A 17,540-nucleotide genomic window follows, 5' to 3' on the forward strand; every position below is an offset into this window, starting at 1 on the left:
GTGCGTCTTTACTGCTCAGTAGTAACTCGGTAACTGCGATAACCGGGTTACCGTAGCGAAGTGGGTCGGATACGGGAAGAGGAATCGTCGAAACAGATCATCGCCGTTGTGCTCGAACTGTTGGAGTCCGACGGTTACGACGCCGTTCAGCTGCGCGAAGTGGCGCGCAGAGCGCGGGTTTCCATCGCGACGATCTACCAAAGATTCGGCGCGCGAGACGAGTTGATCGTCGCCGCGGTCGAGCAGTGGATGGCCACCAACACTTACGCCGCGGTGGAGCCGCCGAGCCGAGGTGAGTCGCTGCACGACGGATTGATGCGCATTCTGGGGTATGTGGTCGAGCCGTGGGAACGCCATCCGAGGATGCTCGAGGCCTACCACCGTGCGCGGACGGGGTCGGGTGGTCAGCGGCTCGACGAGCAGGGGGTCGGTGCGATCCTGCCCGCCGCCGCCGCGCTCTTCGCCGACGCGGACCCCGACTACGTGGCCGACATCGGGCTGGTCCTCGCCAACATGTTCTACGCACTGATCGGTCGGTTCGTCGATAGGAACCTCGCGATCACCGAGTTCCTGCCGATCCTGGAGCGCGCGGTGTTCCGATTGACCAGCGACAACGAATCACTCGCTGCCGCAGCATGTTCGGATGACTCCGCACGGCAGGGCGCTCCGGTCCGGCCGGTGGATCCCACGCTCGTCGGCCCGTACGGGCCGCGCGACCGACGGCGGTAAACCCGCCGCGGACGGCTGTTGTCAAGGGGTCCTTCGGCAAAATCTCAGGAAAAAACTATATTGCGTGGTTATTCCGGTAAACCCCCAGTTCGAGGTTGGTTTTCGGGCGGTATGTACCCCCGGTTGTTCGATTGACATTACCTTCTCTTTACTTAACATTGACTTTGTCATTGATTGCGTGCGAGCGCACGGACAAAGGGGCAATGAGGCCATGGGACAAGCACTTTCGGTTCGACGGACCGAGACGACCGCGAAGCGGCGAAGAGCGGGCGCCACCCGTTACGACAAGACCGGGGGTCATCGGAACCGGTGGCCCGCGGTGTTCACCATTCTGCCAGCGGCAGTGTTCGCGGCGACCACGGTGACGGCGGGAGTCGCGGTCGCCGAACCCGGCCGTCTCGACAGCGCGCGCAGCCAATCCGACCGCGATCGCGGCGACCGCGACAACACCGGCTGGCGCCATATCGACCCGCGCGGCCACCACCATTCCGATCCCGACCCGCGCCGTTCCGCCGAGTATCGCGACAACCGGCGTCGGTACTTCGATCAGCAACGCGAGTCCGCCGAAACGCCGCCGAACAGCGGCGAAGGCACGCAGACCTGGACGCGGCAGGCGCGACCGGACGGCGACGGCTGGACCGTCTGCAAGCCGCACGCGAAATTCTGCTGAGCCCAGCGCATTCGGCATGTCGCCGCGGTTCGCTTCGGTCGGCAATCGAGCCCGCATGCGGCCGGGCGAGTAGCACCACCCCGCGGGTACCGCACCGTCAGCTCGCGACCAGCGGACCTGAGCGATTCCTCGGGGTTCGCGCGGTCGCACCCATGTATTCCGGACACCGCCACGAAAGGCGAAGACGATGAACACCGGGACCAGAATCCATTCCCCGACCAGACGCCAGGCATCGAAAGCGCGGCAGACTGCCGTCGCGTTCATATCGGGCGCCGCGCTACTGACCGGCGCCATAGCGAGCGCAGGCACAGCCACCGCGAGCACCGGCCACCCTGCCCCGCCCTGCCTGTGGGCAGGAAACGCGCACGCGCCCGGCACCACCGTCTCGGCGGGCGGGTGGAGCTTCACCTGTGACACCGAGCGTCCCGACGCGCCGCGATGGGTCCGCGGCGGCCCCGTCGACGGCCCGAGCACGGTCGAAAACACCGGTGCCACCCGCAACCCCACCGGCCTGTTCAGCAGCGGCGCTTGGCAATTCGGCACCGACTACACCGACTACTGCGTCGGAAGCCAGCTGATCGAGGGACGCGAGGACGTGTACACCGTCGTCGTCGACGCGGCCGGCATGCACTACTGGAAAGCCGCTGCGCCGGTGAGTGATTGGCGTTTCGAGTCCGATGCCGAACAGCCGGGACCCTCGTGGCGCTCGGTAAGCCTGTGTGACGCGGGCAATCTTCTCTGACCATCTGACCACCCGTGACTTCTCCGGGGCGGCCATCGGTGCCGTATTGCGTGCGGGTGGTCGATTCCCTTCGGCCAAAAGCGACGAGCCGTTCGTCCACCCCATCGGCGGTGCACCCGTCGCCATGCGGACAGCGCGCGGCGCGCGGCGGAGAACCCGATCTGCGGCCAGCACGGCGAAATGCCGAGTTCCTGGGCAAACCGGCCTCGGCGTGGGAGGCTGAGGCTACGGAGCGCTGATGTCTGTATCACCGTTCGGCCGCGCGCCGGACGACTGAGGAGAGGTCACGGGTATGCGCGGAAACCACGAGAAGCGGGACTACGACGAGGCCGACCTGGAGGTCAGAGCCCCCAAGGATCACGCGGTGGGGGTGCCCGCGGTCGCGGTGTCGCTGACACGCTCGTTCGAGAGTATGGGTGTGGTTCGCTCCGCGGAGACGCTGCGCGAGCTGAACCAGGCCCACGGTTTCGACTGTATGAGCTGCGCGTGGCCGGACCCCGAACCCGGCGAACGTTCCTTCGCCGAGTTCTGTGAGAACGGTGCCAAGGCGGTCGCGGAAGAGGGCACGCGCACTCGCGCGACCCCTGATTTCTTCGCAAGACACAGCATCGCGGATCTCGACAGTCACACCGAGCACTGGCTCGGTCGACAGGGCCGCATCACCCACCCGATGGTCAAATGGCCAGGCGCCACGCACTACGTCCCGATCGGCTGGGACAGGGCGAGCGCGCTCATCGGTGCCCAATTGAACGCGCTGGAGCGCCCGGACCAGGCGATCTTCTACACCTCGGGCCGTGCGTCGAACGAGGCCGCGTTCACCTACCAACTGTTCGCGCGGGCGTTCGGCACGAACAATCTGCCCGACTGCTCGAACATGTGCCACGAATCCACGAGTATCGCGCTGGCCGAGTCGATCGGTATCGGCAAGGCCAGCGTGACGTTGGACGACGTCTACGCCGCGAAACTGATCGTTCTGCAAGGTCAGAACCCCGGCACCAATCACCCCAGAATGCTGACCGCGCTGGAGCAGGCCAAACGCAACGGCGCCAAAATCCTGACGATCAATCCGCTGCGTGAGGCCGGTCTGGTGCGGTTCAAGAACCCGCAGGCCGCGCGCGGTGTGATCGGTTCTGGCACCGACCTTTCCGATTTGCATCTTCCGATCGCGATCAACGGCGATCTCGCGTTGTTGCAGGCATTCGGCGCGCTGCTGGTGGAGTGGGACGCCCTCGACCACGAATTCCTCGACCGATACACCTCGGGATTCGAGCAGTGGCAGGCGCATGTTCGCGAGATCGACTGGGAGGTGGTTACCACCACGACCGGACTTTCGCGTCGGCGGATCACCGAAGCGGCACGCATGCTGCGCGATTCCGAGGCGACGGTGTTCTGCTGGGCGATGGGACTGACACAACACCGCAATTCGGTGGCGACGATCAAAGAGGTCACCAATATCGCACTGGCACAGGGCAATATAGGAAAGCCCGGTGCGGGTTTGCTGCCGGTGCGCGGGCATTCCAATGTGCAGGGCGATCGGACCATGGGCATCTGGGAGCGAGTGCCCCAACATTTCCTCGACGCCATCGAGCGGGAATTCGGATTCGACCCGCCTCGGGAAAACGGTTGTGACACCGTCGATTCCATTCGTTCGATGCGCGACGGTAGAGCGCAGTTCTTCCTCGGTCTCGGCGGCAACTTCGTGCAGGCGGCACCCGATACGGCCGTGACCACCTCGGCGCTGCGCAAGACGAAGATGACCGTGCACATCTCCACCAAACTCAATCGTTCGCACCTGGTCTGCGGGGAGACCGCGCTCATCCTGCCGACCAAGGGTAGGACCGAGCAGGATATTCAAGCCGGTGGGGCGCAATATATTTCGGTCGAGGACTCGACCTGCTCGGTACACGCGTCCCGAGGGCCGTTGACTCCCGCCAGTCCGCACCTGGAATCCGAGGTCGGCATCATCACCCGCATCGCGGAGGCGACGCTCGGTGATCGTTACGGCATCGATTGGCGGGGGATGCGCGCCGACTACGCCACCATCCGGGCACACATTTCGCGGGTGGTGCCCGGTTGCGAGGGGTACGAGGTCAATGTCCGTCGGCCCGGTGGTTTCGTTCTTCCGCACCCCCCGCGCGACTCGCGCACCTTCGAAACAGGTTCCGGTCGTGCCGAATTCGCGGTATCGCCGATCGAGGTGCTCCAGGTGCCTCCCGGCCACGTGATCTTGCAGACCTTCCGAAGTCACGACCAGTTCAACACCACCATCTACGGGTTGAGCGACCGCTACCGTGGCATCGAAGGTGGCCGCCGCGTGGTGTTCCTGCACCGCGACGACATCGCCGCCCTCGGCTTCGACGACGGCGACATGGTCAACCTGGTGACCAGATGGGATGGCGACACGTGTGTGCGCCGAGCGCCCTCGTTCAGAATCGTGGAATACGCCATCCCGCGCGGCTGCGCCGCCGCCTACTATCCGGAAACCAATCCCCTTGTGCCACTGGACTCCACCGCGATAGGCAGCAACTGTCCTACCTCGAAGTCGATCGTCGTCGCACTCGAACCCGTGGGCGCCGAGCACAGTCCCGCACCGGAAGAACTCGGCCAGAGCGACCTCGGCGCCGACTGGTCCCACAAATCGGTCCCGCAGCTACACCACCTGTCCTGAGCACTGCGCGAACTCGGGTGGCCGTCCGTGCCGCGCCTCAGCGCCGCAACAGAGCGGGAAGAGCGTGTTCGATCACTCGGTTCACGTTGACGAAGTCGTGCCCTCCCGGCTGCTCGCGATAGCCGACGAGGTCATATCCCTTGCGCAGGACGAGGTCACGGAAATTCCGGGCCGCCTTGATCATCGTCAGCGGCTCGGGACCTGGGACCGGGAGCGCAGAATTCTCCAGCAGGCCGACGGACACGAATAGGCGTACATCGACAGTCGGCTTGCTGGCGTAGCGACGGGTCAGCCACTGTGGCTGTTCGGGTTCTTCGTCAGGGGAGGTGGGTGCGGGCGCGAACCACAGCGATGGTGAGAGGGCCAGTGCGGCCCCGAAAGCGTCGGGCCGCTCCAACGCCAGCCAGGCCGAGGCCAAACCGCCGAAGCTCATCCCCGCGATGGTGACATCCTCGCGAGAAGCGCTGACCGCGTAGTTCTCGCGCAGCCACGGCAACAACTCGTCGGCGATGGCAGTCGGCAAGGCCGGGTCGCATGCCATCTCCGTCATGCGGGAGACGACCGTGAGATTGGCCCAGAACACCCCGATCACCGGTGGGATCGTCCCGTCCGCGATCATTCGGTCCAGCTGCTCGTCGAGGCGCCCCGACCGCAACGCCATCTCGCCGTCGAGCAGCACGACGACCGGCAACGCCGTCGAACCGTCGTATCCCGGAGGGGTGTAGACGCTCACGGTTCGCTCGCCCGGCAACGCCTGCGCGTTCAACGAATGGGTGTCGAGCTTGCCGCGCAGCGGCCCGCCGTCCAGGGAGGAAAAAGTTTCGGCGTCGGGCAGCGTCAGGACCGACTCCCACCGGTCCGCGGTGGCGACACCTTCGGGGTCGCCACCGAGCAGACCCGCCAACGGGTAGACGCGGTCGGGGTTGAAGGGGTCGGCTCGTCCGGAGTCGAAGGTCGCCTTCATGTATGCCGCGAACCCGGTCTCATCGCTCATGAGCGCGATGACCTGCGCCAAATCGGTGCCGATCGAGGGGGGATCCAACTGGAATTGGTAGGGCACGCTGTTGCGGGGGTCGGCGAGGATGCTCGCGTACCAGACGCCCGTGTCCTGGATTCGGCGCAGCTCTTCCACGATTTTGATGGGTGGGGACACCGGGAACAGCTGACAGGCCAACGACACCGAGTCGGCCTCCCCGATATAGACGAAGCTCACCCGCACCTGGTCGGTCCCCTCGACCTGCTCGACCAGAGGTCCCTGAGCCGCCCGCAGATCCGCGACCAGAGCGTCGAGCGCGGCCTCGGGGTCTCGTGCGTGCTCGGCGATGAACCGCTCGATACGTGGACTGTCGGCCATGGCCACTCCCGATGTCGTTGATCTGCGAACCGTGCACCCGCATGATGTGTCGCGCAAGCTCATACAGCTGTCGGACGACGCCGTATTACTCGGTGCTCCTCCGGAACTCTAGGCAAGGTCGGGGAGGGGCACCATAAGATGCCGACGGATCGGCCCGGTAGCTTGCCCGTGCTCTGCCACCGCAGACAGTTCCGCGTGCGGATCAGCCCCGCCAGTTCGACGGAGTCCAGGACGCGGGTTTCGCACGCGCTCACAGAATTTCCGCACGGTGCCGCTGCCACCGACGAAACCGTTCGCCATCTGTGCTGTGCTTATCCGAAGGCGGCAACCGACACCGACTGCCACTTGTTCCAGGTGGCGGCCGGTCGCGTCCCGTATTACCGGCGTCGACCCGTTTCGGCCAAGGGCTTGTTGTGTTTCTCGGCCGATTCGTCGGATTCCGCGCGGGGCGGCGGGGATTCGACTGTCTCGGTGGATGCTGTGGTGCGGCGTAAGAACCGTGGTGCCCACCAGGAGAAATCACCACACAGCCGCATGGTTGCCGGGACGAGGACCATGCGCAGGATGGTCGCGTCGATGAACAGGGCCGCGACCATGCCGATGGCGATGTATTGCATCATCACCAGGTCGGAGAGGGCGAAGGCGCCGCAGACCACGAGCAGGATGAGGGCGGCGGCGGTGATGATCCAGCCGGTGCGGGCGATGCCGGTGCGGACGGCGTCGGTGGTACTCGCGCCGTTGGCTCTCGCTTCGACGACGCGGGCCAGCAGGAACACCTGATAGTCGGTGGAAAGGCCGTAGATCACCGAGATGATCAGCACCAGAACGAGTGCCATGATCGGCTGCGGGGTGAAACCCAGCAGGTCCGCGCCGTGTCCGTCGACGAAGATCCAGGTGAGAATGCCGAGGGTGGAACCAAGGCCGAGCAGGTTCAACAACCCGGCTTGTAAGGGCAGGATCAGGGAACCGAAGGCCAGGATCATCAGCACCGTGGTGATCAGGAAGACCAGTGCGACGACCCACGGCATCCGGTTCAGCAACGCGTCGACGCTGTCGCGTTCGGCTGCGGGCTGGCCGCCGACCAGCGCGATCGCACCGTCGGGCAAGGGCATAGCGCGCAGATAGTCGATGGTCTCGCCCGCGTCGTGCGCGTCCGCGACCACGGTCGAGGTGGTGAACACGCCCAGTTGCGAGGGTGAAGCGAAGGCCGAGGGGAACGGTGCCTGTAGTCCCGGTGCCTGGTTGGCGGTATCGAGCACCGCGTCGATATCGGCGGAGGAACGGGTGATCACCACCAGATCGACCGGACTGATCTGACGCAGCGGGAAGGTTTCATCGAAGTGCTGTTGCGCCATCCGAGTCGGGTGGTCCGGGGGTAGGAAACGTTCGGAGATACCACCGAAGGCGACGTCACGGATCGGGGCGATGAGCAGCACCAGGATCGCCACCACCGGCACCGCGACGGTGATCGGCCGGCGCATGACCCAGCCCGCGACCCGCCCCCAGGGGTTGGCGCGTTGGTCGGTGTCCGCGCGGCGGGAATGGAACCGATTGAGCCCCAACCAGTCGACGCGTCGACCGAGGACAGCCAACATGGCGGGCAACACCGTCACCGAGATCACCGCCGCCAGCAGCACCGTCACCATCGCGCCGTAGGCGAACGAGCGCAGAAACCCCTGCGGGAACAGCAGAATCGCACCCGAGGCGACCACCACGATGGTCGCCGAGAACGCCACGGTGCGCCCCGCGGTCGCCACCGAACGCCGCACCGCCGCGGGTACCTCGTTGCCCGCGGCGAGTTCCTCGCGGAACCGGCTGACGATGAACAACCCGTAGTCGATCGCCAGGCCGAGGCCGATCATCGAAACCACGGGGGAGACGAAGGAGTTCACCTCCATGAAGGTGGTGAGGAAACGGACGACGCCCCACGCGCCGAGGACGGTGAGCCCGCCGACGATCAGCGGAAGTGCCGCCGCCACCACCCCGCCGAACAGGAAGAACAGCAGCACGGCCACGGCGGGGATCGCGACCAGTTCCATGCGAAGCTGGTCGTGGGCCATGGTGTCGTTGAGCGCGCGCGTCACCGGTTGTCCGCCCGCGATTTCCATGTCGACGCCGGGAATCGGCAGGCTCTCGGCGACATCGCGATAGTTGTCGAGCACCGTGGTGTCGTCGTTGCCGCGGATGGCTACCGAGGCGAAGGCTTGATCGCGTTGCTCGGTGCCGAAGATGTCCGGTACGGCCAGTCCGGTTTTCGTCTCCCAGTAGGTGCCGTTGATCCGTTCGATCTGGTCGGGGAACCGTTCGGGCAGGCTGTCGAGATGGTCCACGACGGTCGCCGCGAAGTCCGGGTCATCGATGGTTTTTCCGGCGGGCGCGTGGAACACGAGGAGTAGGTCGGCGACATGATCGGCGCCGAACGCCTGGTCGCGGAGTTGGGCAGCGCGCGCTGATTCCGAACCGGGGTCGTCCCATCCGCTGACGCTGAGGTGCTCACCCAGCCCCAGCCCGTAGCCGCCGAGCGCGAGCAGGCTCCCGACCACGACTATCAGGACGGTGAATCGCCGTCGGACAATCAGATCGATCCAACGGCTGAACTCGCCGAACACTGTCGTCCTCTCGATGGGAAATGCTGGCCGGGCACCGGGGTGCCGGACACCTGAACGTAAGCAATCGTCATCGATTACGCACAGAGATTGCTCGACAGTTCAATAATCCACAATCCTACTGTCGTGGATTTGTGAGTTGTCCGATCCATGTAGCGCGGATCTGAAACGCGCGTTTACGATGCGGTCTATCGGCGAATCTATATTCACGTGTCGCCGAAAAACTGTGGCGCACAATCTGATCCGGCTCGGGAGGAACTAGATGTCGGACATCGCAATTGTCGGGATAGGGTGTCGATACGCAGGCGGAATCGACTCGCCGGACTCGTTCTGGGACTTTGTCCTCGACAAACGTGACGGCGTGGTCGAGATGCCAGCCGATCGCTGGGACTACCGTCGCTACTACGACCCCGAACCCAGAACACCCGGCCGTAGCTACACCAAGCACGGCGCGTTCATGACCACCGATCCGTGGGAGTTCGACCCGGATTTCTTCGGCATCTCGCCGCGTGAGGCCACCGTGCTCGACCCGCAGCAGCGCTTGATGCTGGAGGTCACCTGGGAGGCCTTCGACGACGCCGGGATCGCGCGCAACGCGGCCGGTAGTTCCGTCGGTGTGTACGTGGGCGGTTTCGTGGTGGACCAGTCGGTGATCGGCGTGGTCGGACCCGCGCTGTTCCACACCGATATGCACACCCCCGCCAGTGCGTCCTACACGATGCTGTCGAACCGAATCGCGTACGCACTCAACCTGGTCGGTCCGGCCATCACGGTCGACACCGCGTGTTCGTCGTCGCTGGTCGCCTTCCACCTGGCCTGCCAGGGGCTGGCGAACGGCGACTGCGATGTGGCGATGGCGGGTGGCGTCAATGTGATGCTCCAGCCGGAGACCTTCGTCCTGATGTGCAAGGGTGGCTTCCTCGCCACCGACGGTCGTTGCAAGTCCTTCGACGCTTCCGCGGACGGTTACGGCCGTGGTGAGGGCGCGGGCATGGTCGCGTTGAAGCGGCTCGAGGACGCCGAACGCGACGGCGACCGCATCTACGCCGTGGTGAAGGCGACCGGTTCCAATCAGGACGGCCGCACCACCGCGATCACCGTGCCCAACGCGGATTCGCAGGAGTCGTTGGCGCGCGCGGTGTGTGTCAGGTCCGGTTTGCCGCCGGAGTCGATCACCTATGTCGAGGCGCACGGCACCGGAACCCTGGTCGGTGACCCGGTCGAATTGCGTGCGCTCGGTAAGGTTTTCGGGGCGCCTTCCGGTCGAACACAATCGTTGGGTGTCGGCTCGGTGAAGTCGACGATCGGTCATACCGAGGCCGCCGCGGGTATCGCGAGCGTGATCAAGGCCGCGCTGGCGATCCGGCATCGCACCATTCCACCGCAGGGTTGGATCGACAAGCCCAACCCGGATATTCCCTTCGACGAGTTGGGCCTGCACGTGCAGGTGGACGCCGAGCCGCTGGCCGAAGACGCCGCACCGATGTCGGTGGCGGTGAACGGTTTCGGCTACGGCGGCACCAACGCGCACGCCATCTTGCGGGAGTATCAGCCGAGCACGGTCGTCGAGGCCGCAAAGGAGCCGAAACACTATGGTGTGCTGCCGATCTCGGCACGCGGCACCGGTGCGGCCCGCGCGCTGGCCGGGCGGTTCGCCGATCTGATCACCGCGGGTGCGCAACCGGAGCGTCTGGCCGAGGCCGCGTGGACGCGGATGGCCCACCACCACTACCGCACCGGCATGCTGCTCGGTGACACCGACGACCTCCTGCACGAGTTGCGTGCCTTCGCCGGTGGCGAGGGGCGCGACGCGGTTCGCACCATCGTGGCGCGCACCACCGAGCCGGTGTTCGTGTTCTCCGGCATGGGCCCGCAGTGGTGGGGCATGGCGCGCGGATTGCTCACCACCGAAGGGGTTTTCGCCGACACCGCCAAGCTGATCGACGACGAGTTCCGCGCGGTCGCGGGTTGGTCGATCATCGAAGAACTGCGCAAGCCTGAAGAAGAGTCGCGGGTCACCAGCACCGAGGTGGCGCAGCCCGCGAACTTCCTGGTGCAGGTGGGATTGGTGCGCGTGCTCGCGCAGTACGGTGTGGAACCCGCGGCGATCGTCGGCCACAGTGTCGGCGAGGTGTCGGCGGCCTACATCGCGGGTGTGCTTTCGCTGAGTGACGCGGTGCTGGTGGCCTACCATCGTGCCCGGCTCCAGGCGACGACCGCGGGTACCGGCGGCATGCTCGCGGTGGGTATGTCGCCCGAGCAGGCGGGCGAACTCATCGCCGACGACGACCGAGTGGACATCGCCGCGATCAACAGCAAGAGCTCGCTGACGCTGTCCGGCGATATCGACCGGCTCGACGAGATCGCCGAAAAGCTCACCGAGGACGGCATTTTCGCACGCCGCCTGCGCGTCGAGGTGCCCTATCACAGCCGACTCATGGACCCCATCCTCGATGAGCTGCGCGAGGTACTCGCGAAACTGGATCCGCAGCCGCCGACCATTCCCCTGATGTCGTCGGTGACCGGCGCCGAGGTGACCGCGGGCGACTGGGACGCCGAATACTGGTGTGCCAACGTGCGCGAGCCGGTGCGTTTCGCCGACACCATCGTCGAGTTGAGCGCGCAACGTCGGGTCTTCCTGGAGGTCGGCCCGCACCCGGTGCTGTCGGGCAACATCAGGGAAACGCTGCTCGGTGCGGACGTCAACGGCACCACGGTGCCGACACTGGATCGCAAGCAGGAGGATGCCGACAGCGTGCGCCGCTCGCTGATCGGTCTGTACAGCGCGGGCGTACTCGACCTCGACACGCTGTTTCCCCCCGAGGATGGTGCCACCGCGCACGTACCGCTGCCGCGCTACCCGTGGCAGCGCACCAGGTTGCACTCACCGTTGCCGATGTTCGAACAGGCCAGGCTCGGCACGCCGGGCGGCTACGCCATGCTCGGCGACCCGGACATCGAGGGCAGACCGGATTGGTTGCTGCAGGTCGGCACCGAATTGCTGCCCTGGCTGGTCGATCACGTGGTCAACGGGGTCAAGATCATGCCGGGTGCGGCGTATCTGGACGCGGCGCTCAGCGCCGCCGCGAAACAACTCGGTGTCGAGCGCGTCGGATTGGAGCAGGTCCGTTTCGTCGCGCCGTTGATCATGGGCGCGCCCGATGTGCCGCTGGTCGCATTGACCGTGGAGGAGGCGAGTGGGCGCTTCCAGATCCGTTCCCGCTCGGCCACCGGCACCGCGTGGACCCTGCACGCGTCCGGGCGCACCTTGACCGGAAGCCACAAGCAGACCAAGGTCGCGCTCCCGGACATCGGTGCCGACGCGGGGATCGACGTCGACCCCAAGATGTTCTACACCGGCCTCGCCGCGGCCGGATTGCAGTACGGCCCGTCCTTCCAGCGCGTGCTCACCGCGCGGGTCGGCCAAGACGCGGTGATCGCGACGGTCGATGCCAGCATCGCCGTGGACTCCGGTCACCTCGCCCACCCGGCAGTGGTGGATGCCGCGATGCAGACCGCGGCCCTGCTGTTCGCCGAATCCCGGATCGACGAGGGCACTTTGGTGCCGGTCGGTGTGGGGGCGGTGCGGTTGGTCGCGCCGCTGCCCGAGCGGATCACCGTGGTCGCGCGGCGCGATCCCCGGGCGAAGCTGCGTGCCAACGTCGACCTGCTCGATGACGAACACAACCTCGTGATGCGGTTGAGCGGCCTACAGATCGGTGCGCTCACCCCCGGCCAGGACCCCCTGCGCCGGATGGCCGACTTCTTCTACACCGAGACCATGCAGCAGCGCGACCCGCTCGATCCCGCAGCGCTACCGCAGGATTCGGTGAGCACGGTGGTGGTCGCACTGGGCAGTGCCGAGGGTCGCGCGCAGGCGTTGGCCGAGGCTGTCCCCGGCGCCCGGCTGCACCTCGCGGGCCGAGCGGGCCAGGAACCGGCGGCGGGACTTACCGAGACGTTGACGGCCGCGAAGTCCGACGACACCGACCGCTTGCACGTCGTCGTGGTCGCGGGCGCCGTCACCGACGATGTCGCCGACCTGTGGACATTGGAGCAGGTCGCGGTCGCCATCGACGCGTTCGCGCACCCCGAAGCCCCCGAGCAGGGGCCGAAGGGCGTGTTCGAGGACGGCGAATGCCACGCGACGCTGGTCACCGAGCACGGATTCACGGTGCCCGACCACCCCGCCTCGGCCGACACGAAGCAGGCCGCATTGGTCGGCGCGCGTCGCGTGCTGCTCAACGAGCAGACCGCGCTGCGCTGGCGGCTGATCGACGTGGAGTCCGCGACGACGACGGCCGAACTGATCGCCGAACTCGCTGTGCCGGGCGCATTCTGGACCGACAACACCGATGAGGTGGCGTTGCGCTCCGGTGTCCGGTGGGCACCGTTGGTGACCAAGCCGCTACCCGACCGGCTGGAGGAATTGGATACCGCGCAACCGCTCGCCGACCCGGAGGTCAACTTCGAGATCGAGATGCCGCGCAGCAGGGTGCTTTCGGCGCTCGCATGGCGGCAGGCTGTGCGCCCCGATCCGGCACCGGGCCAGATCGAGGTGCGGATGAAGGTCGTCGGCCTGAACTACAAGGACCCACTGAAGGTCATCGGGTTGCTCGGTGAGCGTGAACTCGCGCCGACCTACTTCGGCACCGTCCCCGGTATGGAGGGTGTCGGCGAGGTCGTTCGCATCGGATCGGGTGTCACCGACATCGCGCTCGGTGACCAGGTCGCGATCGCCACCAAGGGCATGATGAAGCGCTTCGTGCTGGTCGATCGACCGCGCGCGATTCCGCTGCCGCCCGACATCGATCCGGGATACTGCACCAGCACCATCGCGTTCGGTACCGCCGAATACGCGCTGCACGATCTCGCTCGGCTGGAACCGGGGGAGACGGTGCTGATCCACGGTGCCGCCGGTGGTGTCGGCACGGCCGCGATCCAGGTCGCCAAGGAGCGGGGCGCGCGCATCATCGGCACCGCGAGTACCGACGAACGGCGTGCGCACGTGCTCTCGCTCGGCGCCGATTACGCGATCGACTCACGCTCGCTGAACTTCGTCGACGACGTGCTCGAGTTCACCGACGGCAAGGGCGTCGAGGTGGTGGTGAGTAGCGCGCCCGGCGAGATCCTGCGCCAGAACTTCAACGCCGTGGCCGAATTCGGTCGCATCGTCGAGGTCGGCAAGGCCGACATCTATACCGGCGGGCTGTTGGAGCTGGCCAACTTCGACAAGAACGTGGCGTACTTCTCCATGGACCTCGACCGCTTGGTGGCGGTCGACGCGCAGCGGTTGATCGCGTTGCTGCAGCGGGTCTACGAGAAGGTGTTGGCGGGCATCTACAAGCCGCTGCCGTTCCGGGCGTTCGAGACCGACGATGTGGCCACCGCGTTCGAGGAGACCATCCGCTCCACCGGTCTGACCAGGATCGCGCTGCGGATGGATTCGGCACTGCCCGCGGTCCGGCCGTCGTTGCCGGATGTCGAGATCGACAGCGCGGGAACATATCTGATCACCGGTGGTTTCGGTGGTTTCGGTATGGCCCTCGGACGCTGGCTGACGTTGCGCGGTGCGCGACGGCTGGTCCTGGTCTCGCGCAGCGGCGCGAACACCGAGGAGGCGCGACGGCAGGTGGAGGCTTGGCTGGCCAACGATGTCGAGGTGATCGAGGAGCGCGCCGACGTCACCGATCCGCAGGCGGTCGCGGCGCTGGTCGCTCGGGCGCACACTGCCGAGCATCCGTTGCGCGGGGTGTTCCACGCCGCGGGTTCGGTCGCCGATAATCGACTGGCCGCCATGACCTTCGAGGAACTCGACGTCGTCTACCGACCCAAGGTGCACGGTGCCAGGGTGCTGCACCAGGCGGTGGCCGACGCCGCAATCTCGCTGGACATGTTCGTGCTCTGCTCCTCCGGCGGTTCCATGTACGGCATCTACGGTCAGTACAACTACTGCGCCGCCAATATCGCGGTGGAGACCATGGCCCAGGAATGGGCGCGGGCCGGGGAGCGTGCGTTGTGTGTCGGATGGGGTCACCTCTCCGGTGCCAGCGGCGGCATGGCCGCCGACGAGACCGCGGTGAAGTATCTCGACCTGGTCGGCTTCGACCCGATCGACATGGGTGACGCCACCGCCTACCTGGAACAGGCGCTGCGCCTCGATGTTTCCCGCGCGGGCATCATCCCGACCGACTGGGCGAAGCTGACCGGTACCTTCCCGCAGCTCACCCGCACCGGTCGCACGATCGACCTCGCACAGGTTTCCGCCAAGGACACCTCGGAGCTGGCGCAGCTGCGTGCCGAGGTGGCCGCGATCGAGGAGGGCAAGCGCGGAACGTTCGTGGCACGCAAGATGGCCGAGGAATTGGCTGTTGTCATGGGTGTTCCGGTCGACTCGATCGACATGACGGTCCCGGTGCCGGAGTTGGGCCTGGACTCGTTGATGGCGGTGGAACTCGGTGCCCGCGTCACCAAGTCGCTCGGCATCGACCTGATGTCGCTGCAGATGGGCCGGTCGTTCAGCTTGGATCAGGCGGGTCCCAAGGTGGCCGAGTTGATCCTCGCCGCGGAATCCGCCAACGGTCATTCGGCGCCCGACCCGGCCGCGCTGATCGCCGACGCGTCCGCGACAGCGGCGGTGCCGGTGGGGGCCCCGGCGTGACCGACAGTCGTCGAAACGAGGTTGTGGCATGGTCGATTTCGGCCTGATCGATGAGTGGGAGCCGCCGCCCGGCCGCCTGACCAGCTGGGTGGCGTCCCAAGATTCGATCGCACGCGCGAGGTCGGCACCGGTGCACCCGGCGCCACCCTCGCACCAGCAGGAGCAGTACCTGCGGGCGGCCGCCCAGCATTCCGCCGCGGAGTTTCGATACTCCGGGTTGTGTCTGGTCACCGCCGAGATCCCCGGTGAGGTGAATCTGGAGGCGATGACCCGTGCGGTCAACGCGTTCGTCCTGCGGCACGACACTTTTCGTACGTGGTTTCGCCTCGGTTCGGAGGGCGAGGTCGAGCGTCATCTGGTTCCCGAAGCCGATGTCGAGTTCGTGCCGATCGAGCACGGCTGGGTCGATGACCCGGGCACCATCCGCGACCACGTGCAGAAGACGACGCCCGGCCTGTTCGATTGGGACTGTTTCACTTTCGGCGTGCTGGAGCGGGAGGAGTCGACCACGGTCTACCTCGCGATCGACCACCTGCACACCGACGGGTTCGGCCAGTACCTGTCCGGGTTCGATCTCGCGCTGCTCTACTCGCGCGAGGTCTGGGACGAGACGCCGGAGGTGTTGGAACCCACGGCCAGCTACCTCGACTACTGCACCAACGAGCGGGCATTCACCGCGCAGATGTCGCTGACCTCGCCGGGGGTGCAGAAGTGGCTGGAACTGATCCGCGGCAACGAGGGTCGACTGCCGTCGTTCCCGCTGGATCTGGGCAAGCGCACCGATGTCTACAACCGCAGTGCGCACCGCACGGTCACCCTGTTCGACGAGGATTCCGCGTCGCGGTTCGAGCGGCGGTGTCGTGCGAACGGCGCGGAGTTCGTCGGCGGCATCTTCGCGGCGGCGGCGATCACGGAAGCGGAGCTGGTCGACAGCGACTACTACTTCGGCATGACCGCGGTGACCACCAGGGCCACCGCGGCCGAGCGCGGCTCGGTGGGCTGGTACGCGACCTTGCTTCCCGTGGCGTTCCCGCTCGGTGCCACCTCGTTCGACCGGGTGGTGAAGCGAGCCCAACACGCCTACGAGAACGGGTTGCGGCTGACCCCGACCTCGTTCCAACGCGTGGTCGAATTGTTGCCCGCCGACTCGGATCTGGATCTGCAACCGGGCTGGTCGTGCCCGATGATCTCGTATGTGGATGCCAGGGAACTGCTCGGCAACGAGTTCTTCGACTCGGCGGAGATCGGCGTGTACGCGAATCGCGCGGCGTCCGAACAGGTGCTGATCTGGATCAACCGACTGGCGACGAAGACCACGCTGAGCGTCATCTACCCGGATACTCCGGTGGCGCATTCCTCGGTGGAACGCTATGTGACGCGGCTACGATCGATTTTCGACGCGGCCGCGCAGGAAGGGACCCGATGAGCGACACCGTCTTTCGCGATCCGGGCATCCCCGACGGGGAGAAGTCCGTCTACGCGGTGAGTATCGCCGACCAACGGCCGACCCTCGATCTGGTCAGCGTGATCGGCCACGACCGTGACGGGTACCGGTCGATCATCGAGGCGGGTTCGGGAGACGGCAATTTCTCGATCACCATCGAGCAGCGGTTCGAGCGTGCTGGCGATCGTCTCCTCGCGGCCAGCTACCGGGCCGAAACCCGTTCTCGTGCCACGGTGGTGAGCCGGGAGGAGGCCAATTTCCTCGGTACGGCGCACTTGCAGATCGGTGAGGGTGTCGCGCCCTTTCCCACCGATCTCATGCCGCTGGCGGGTGGTATCACGCTGTTGCGCGGCCTCGACCTGGTGGCGGGGGCCGAGGCGAATATCGCGATGTGGCTGGCATTCTCGGTGCACATTCCGCTCGACGTGAAGGTCGAGCATCGCGGCGTGATCGAAGTGCCCGCCGGCGGAATCGACTGTTGGCAGATTAGGCTGCGGCCGCGGCTTTCCGGGCTGAACAACATGCTGGCGAAGGTGCTCAGTGGATTCCTGCCGCCGGCGGTGGTGCACATCGAGGATGCCGCGCCGCACCGACTGGTTCGCTTCGCCTTCCCGACCGGTCCGATGCCGTGGGATCCGCGTGGCCAGATGGAACTGGTGACCTGAG

Annotated in this window: 9 protein-coding genes; 7 read left to right on the forward strand and 2 right to left on the reverse strand. The window is 66.2% G+C overall.

Going from position 1 to position 17,540, the window contains the following annotated elements; genetic code table 11:
* The first annotated feature begins 60 nt into the window (after nucleotides 1-60).
* The 4 genes from ABEA50_RS17740 to ABEA50_RS17755 all read left to right on the forward strand — a co-directional run bounded on the left by ABEA50_RS17740 (nucleotide 61) and on the right by ABEA50_RS17755 (nucleotide 4,809).
* The gene (locus ABEA50_RS17740) at nucleotides 61-729 is read left to right on the forward strand and encodes a TetR family transcriptional regulator (protein WP_345496655.1); all 669 of its coding nucleotides are present in this window, start codon (nucleotides 61-63) and stop codon (nucleotides 727-729) included.
* A gap of 64 nt (nucleotides 730-793) precedes the next feature.
* Nucleotides 794-1,399, forward strand: coding sequence for a hypothetical protein (locus tag ABEA50_RS17745; protein ID WP_345496656.1), 606 nt, complete (start codon nucleotides 794-796; stop codon nucleotides 1,397-1,399).
* 187 nt (nucleotides 1,400-1,586) lie between these two features.
* Complete coding sequence (locus ABEA50_RS17750; protein ID WP_345496657.1) at nucleotides 1,587-2,141, forward strand: hypothetical protein; 555 nt, start codon at nucleotides 1,587-1,589, stop codon at nucleotides 2,139-2,141.
* Nucleotides 2,142-2,433: 292 nt separating this feature from the next.
* On the forward strand, nucleotides 2,434-4,809 hold the full coding sequence (locus ABEA50_RS17755) for an FdhF/YdeP family oxidoreductase (RefSeq protein ID WP_345496658.1): 2,376 nt from the start codon (nucleotides 2,434-2,436) through the stop codon (nucleotides 4,807-4,809).
* A 37-nt stretch (nucleotides 4,810-4,846) separates the two neighbouring features.
* Here the strand turns inward: ABEA50_RS17755 and ABEA50_RS17760 are convergent, their stop codons facing one another.
* Both ABEA50_RS17760 and ABEA50_RS17765 read right to left on the reverse strand, forming a co-directional pair.
* Nucleotides 4,847-6,163, reverse strand: coding sequence for an alpha/beta hydrolase-fold protein (locus ABEA50_RS17760; protein WP_345496659.1), 1,317 nt, complete (start codon nucleotides 6,161-6,163; stop codon nucleotides 4,847-4,849).
* Nucleotides 6,164-6,540: 377 nt separating this feature from the next.
* Nucleotides 6,541-8,772 carry an MMPL family transporter gene (locus ABEA50_RS17765; protein WP_345496660.1) on the reverse strand — a complete coding sequence of 744 codons (2,232 nt, stop codon included), beginning with the start codon at nucleotides 8,770-8,772 and terminating at the stop codon, nucleotides 6,541-6,543.
* A 259-nt stretch (nucleotides 8,773-9,031) separates the two neighbouring features.
* Here ABEA50_RS17765 and ABEA50_RS17770 point away from each other — a divergent pair, with 259 nt between their 5' ends.
* Genes ABEA50_RS17770 through ABEA50_RS17780 form a run of 3 tightly spaced genes read left to right on the forward strand, consistent with a single transcriptional unit; the run spans nucleotide 9,032 to nucleotide 17,539 of the window.
* A complete protein-coding gene (locus ABEA50_RS17770) occupies nucleotides 9,032-15,430 on the forward strand; it encodes a type I polyketide synthase (RefSeq protein WP_345496661.1) in 6,399 nt (2,132 codons plus the stop codon).
* Nucleotides 15,431-15,458: 28 nt separating this feature from the next.
* Nucleotides 15,459-16,856, forward strand: a complete 1,398-nt coding sequence (locus tag ABEA50_RS17775; RefSeq protein WP_345496662.1) for a condensation domain-containing protein — start codon at nucleotides 15,459-15,461, stop codon at nucleotides 16,854-16,856.
* Nucleotides 16,853-17,539, forward strand: a complete 687-nt coding sequence (locus ABEA50_RS17780; RefSeq protein ID WP_345496663.1) for a hypothetical protein — start codon at nucleotides 16,853-16,855, stop codon at nucleotides 17,537-17,539. The genes ABEA50_RS17775 and ABEA50_RS17780 overlap by 4 nt, the downstream gene beginning before the upstream one ends.
* The last annotated feature ends 1 nt before the right edge of the window (nucleotide 17,540 follow it).

Source organism: Nocardia callitridis, assembly GCF_039543305.1.
Lineage (GTDB): Bacteria > Actinomycetota > Actinomycetes > Mycobacteriales > Mycobacteriaceae > Nocardia > Nocardia callitridis.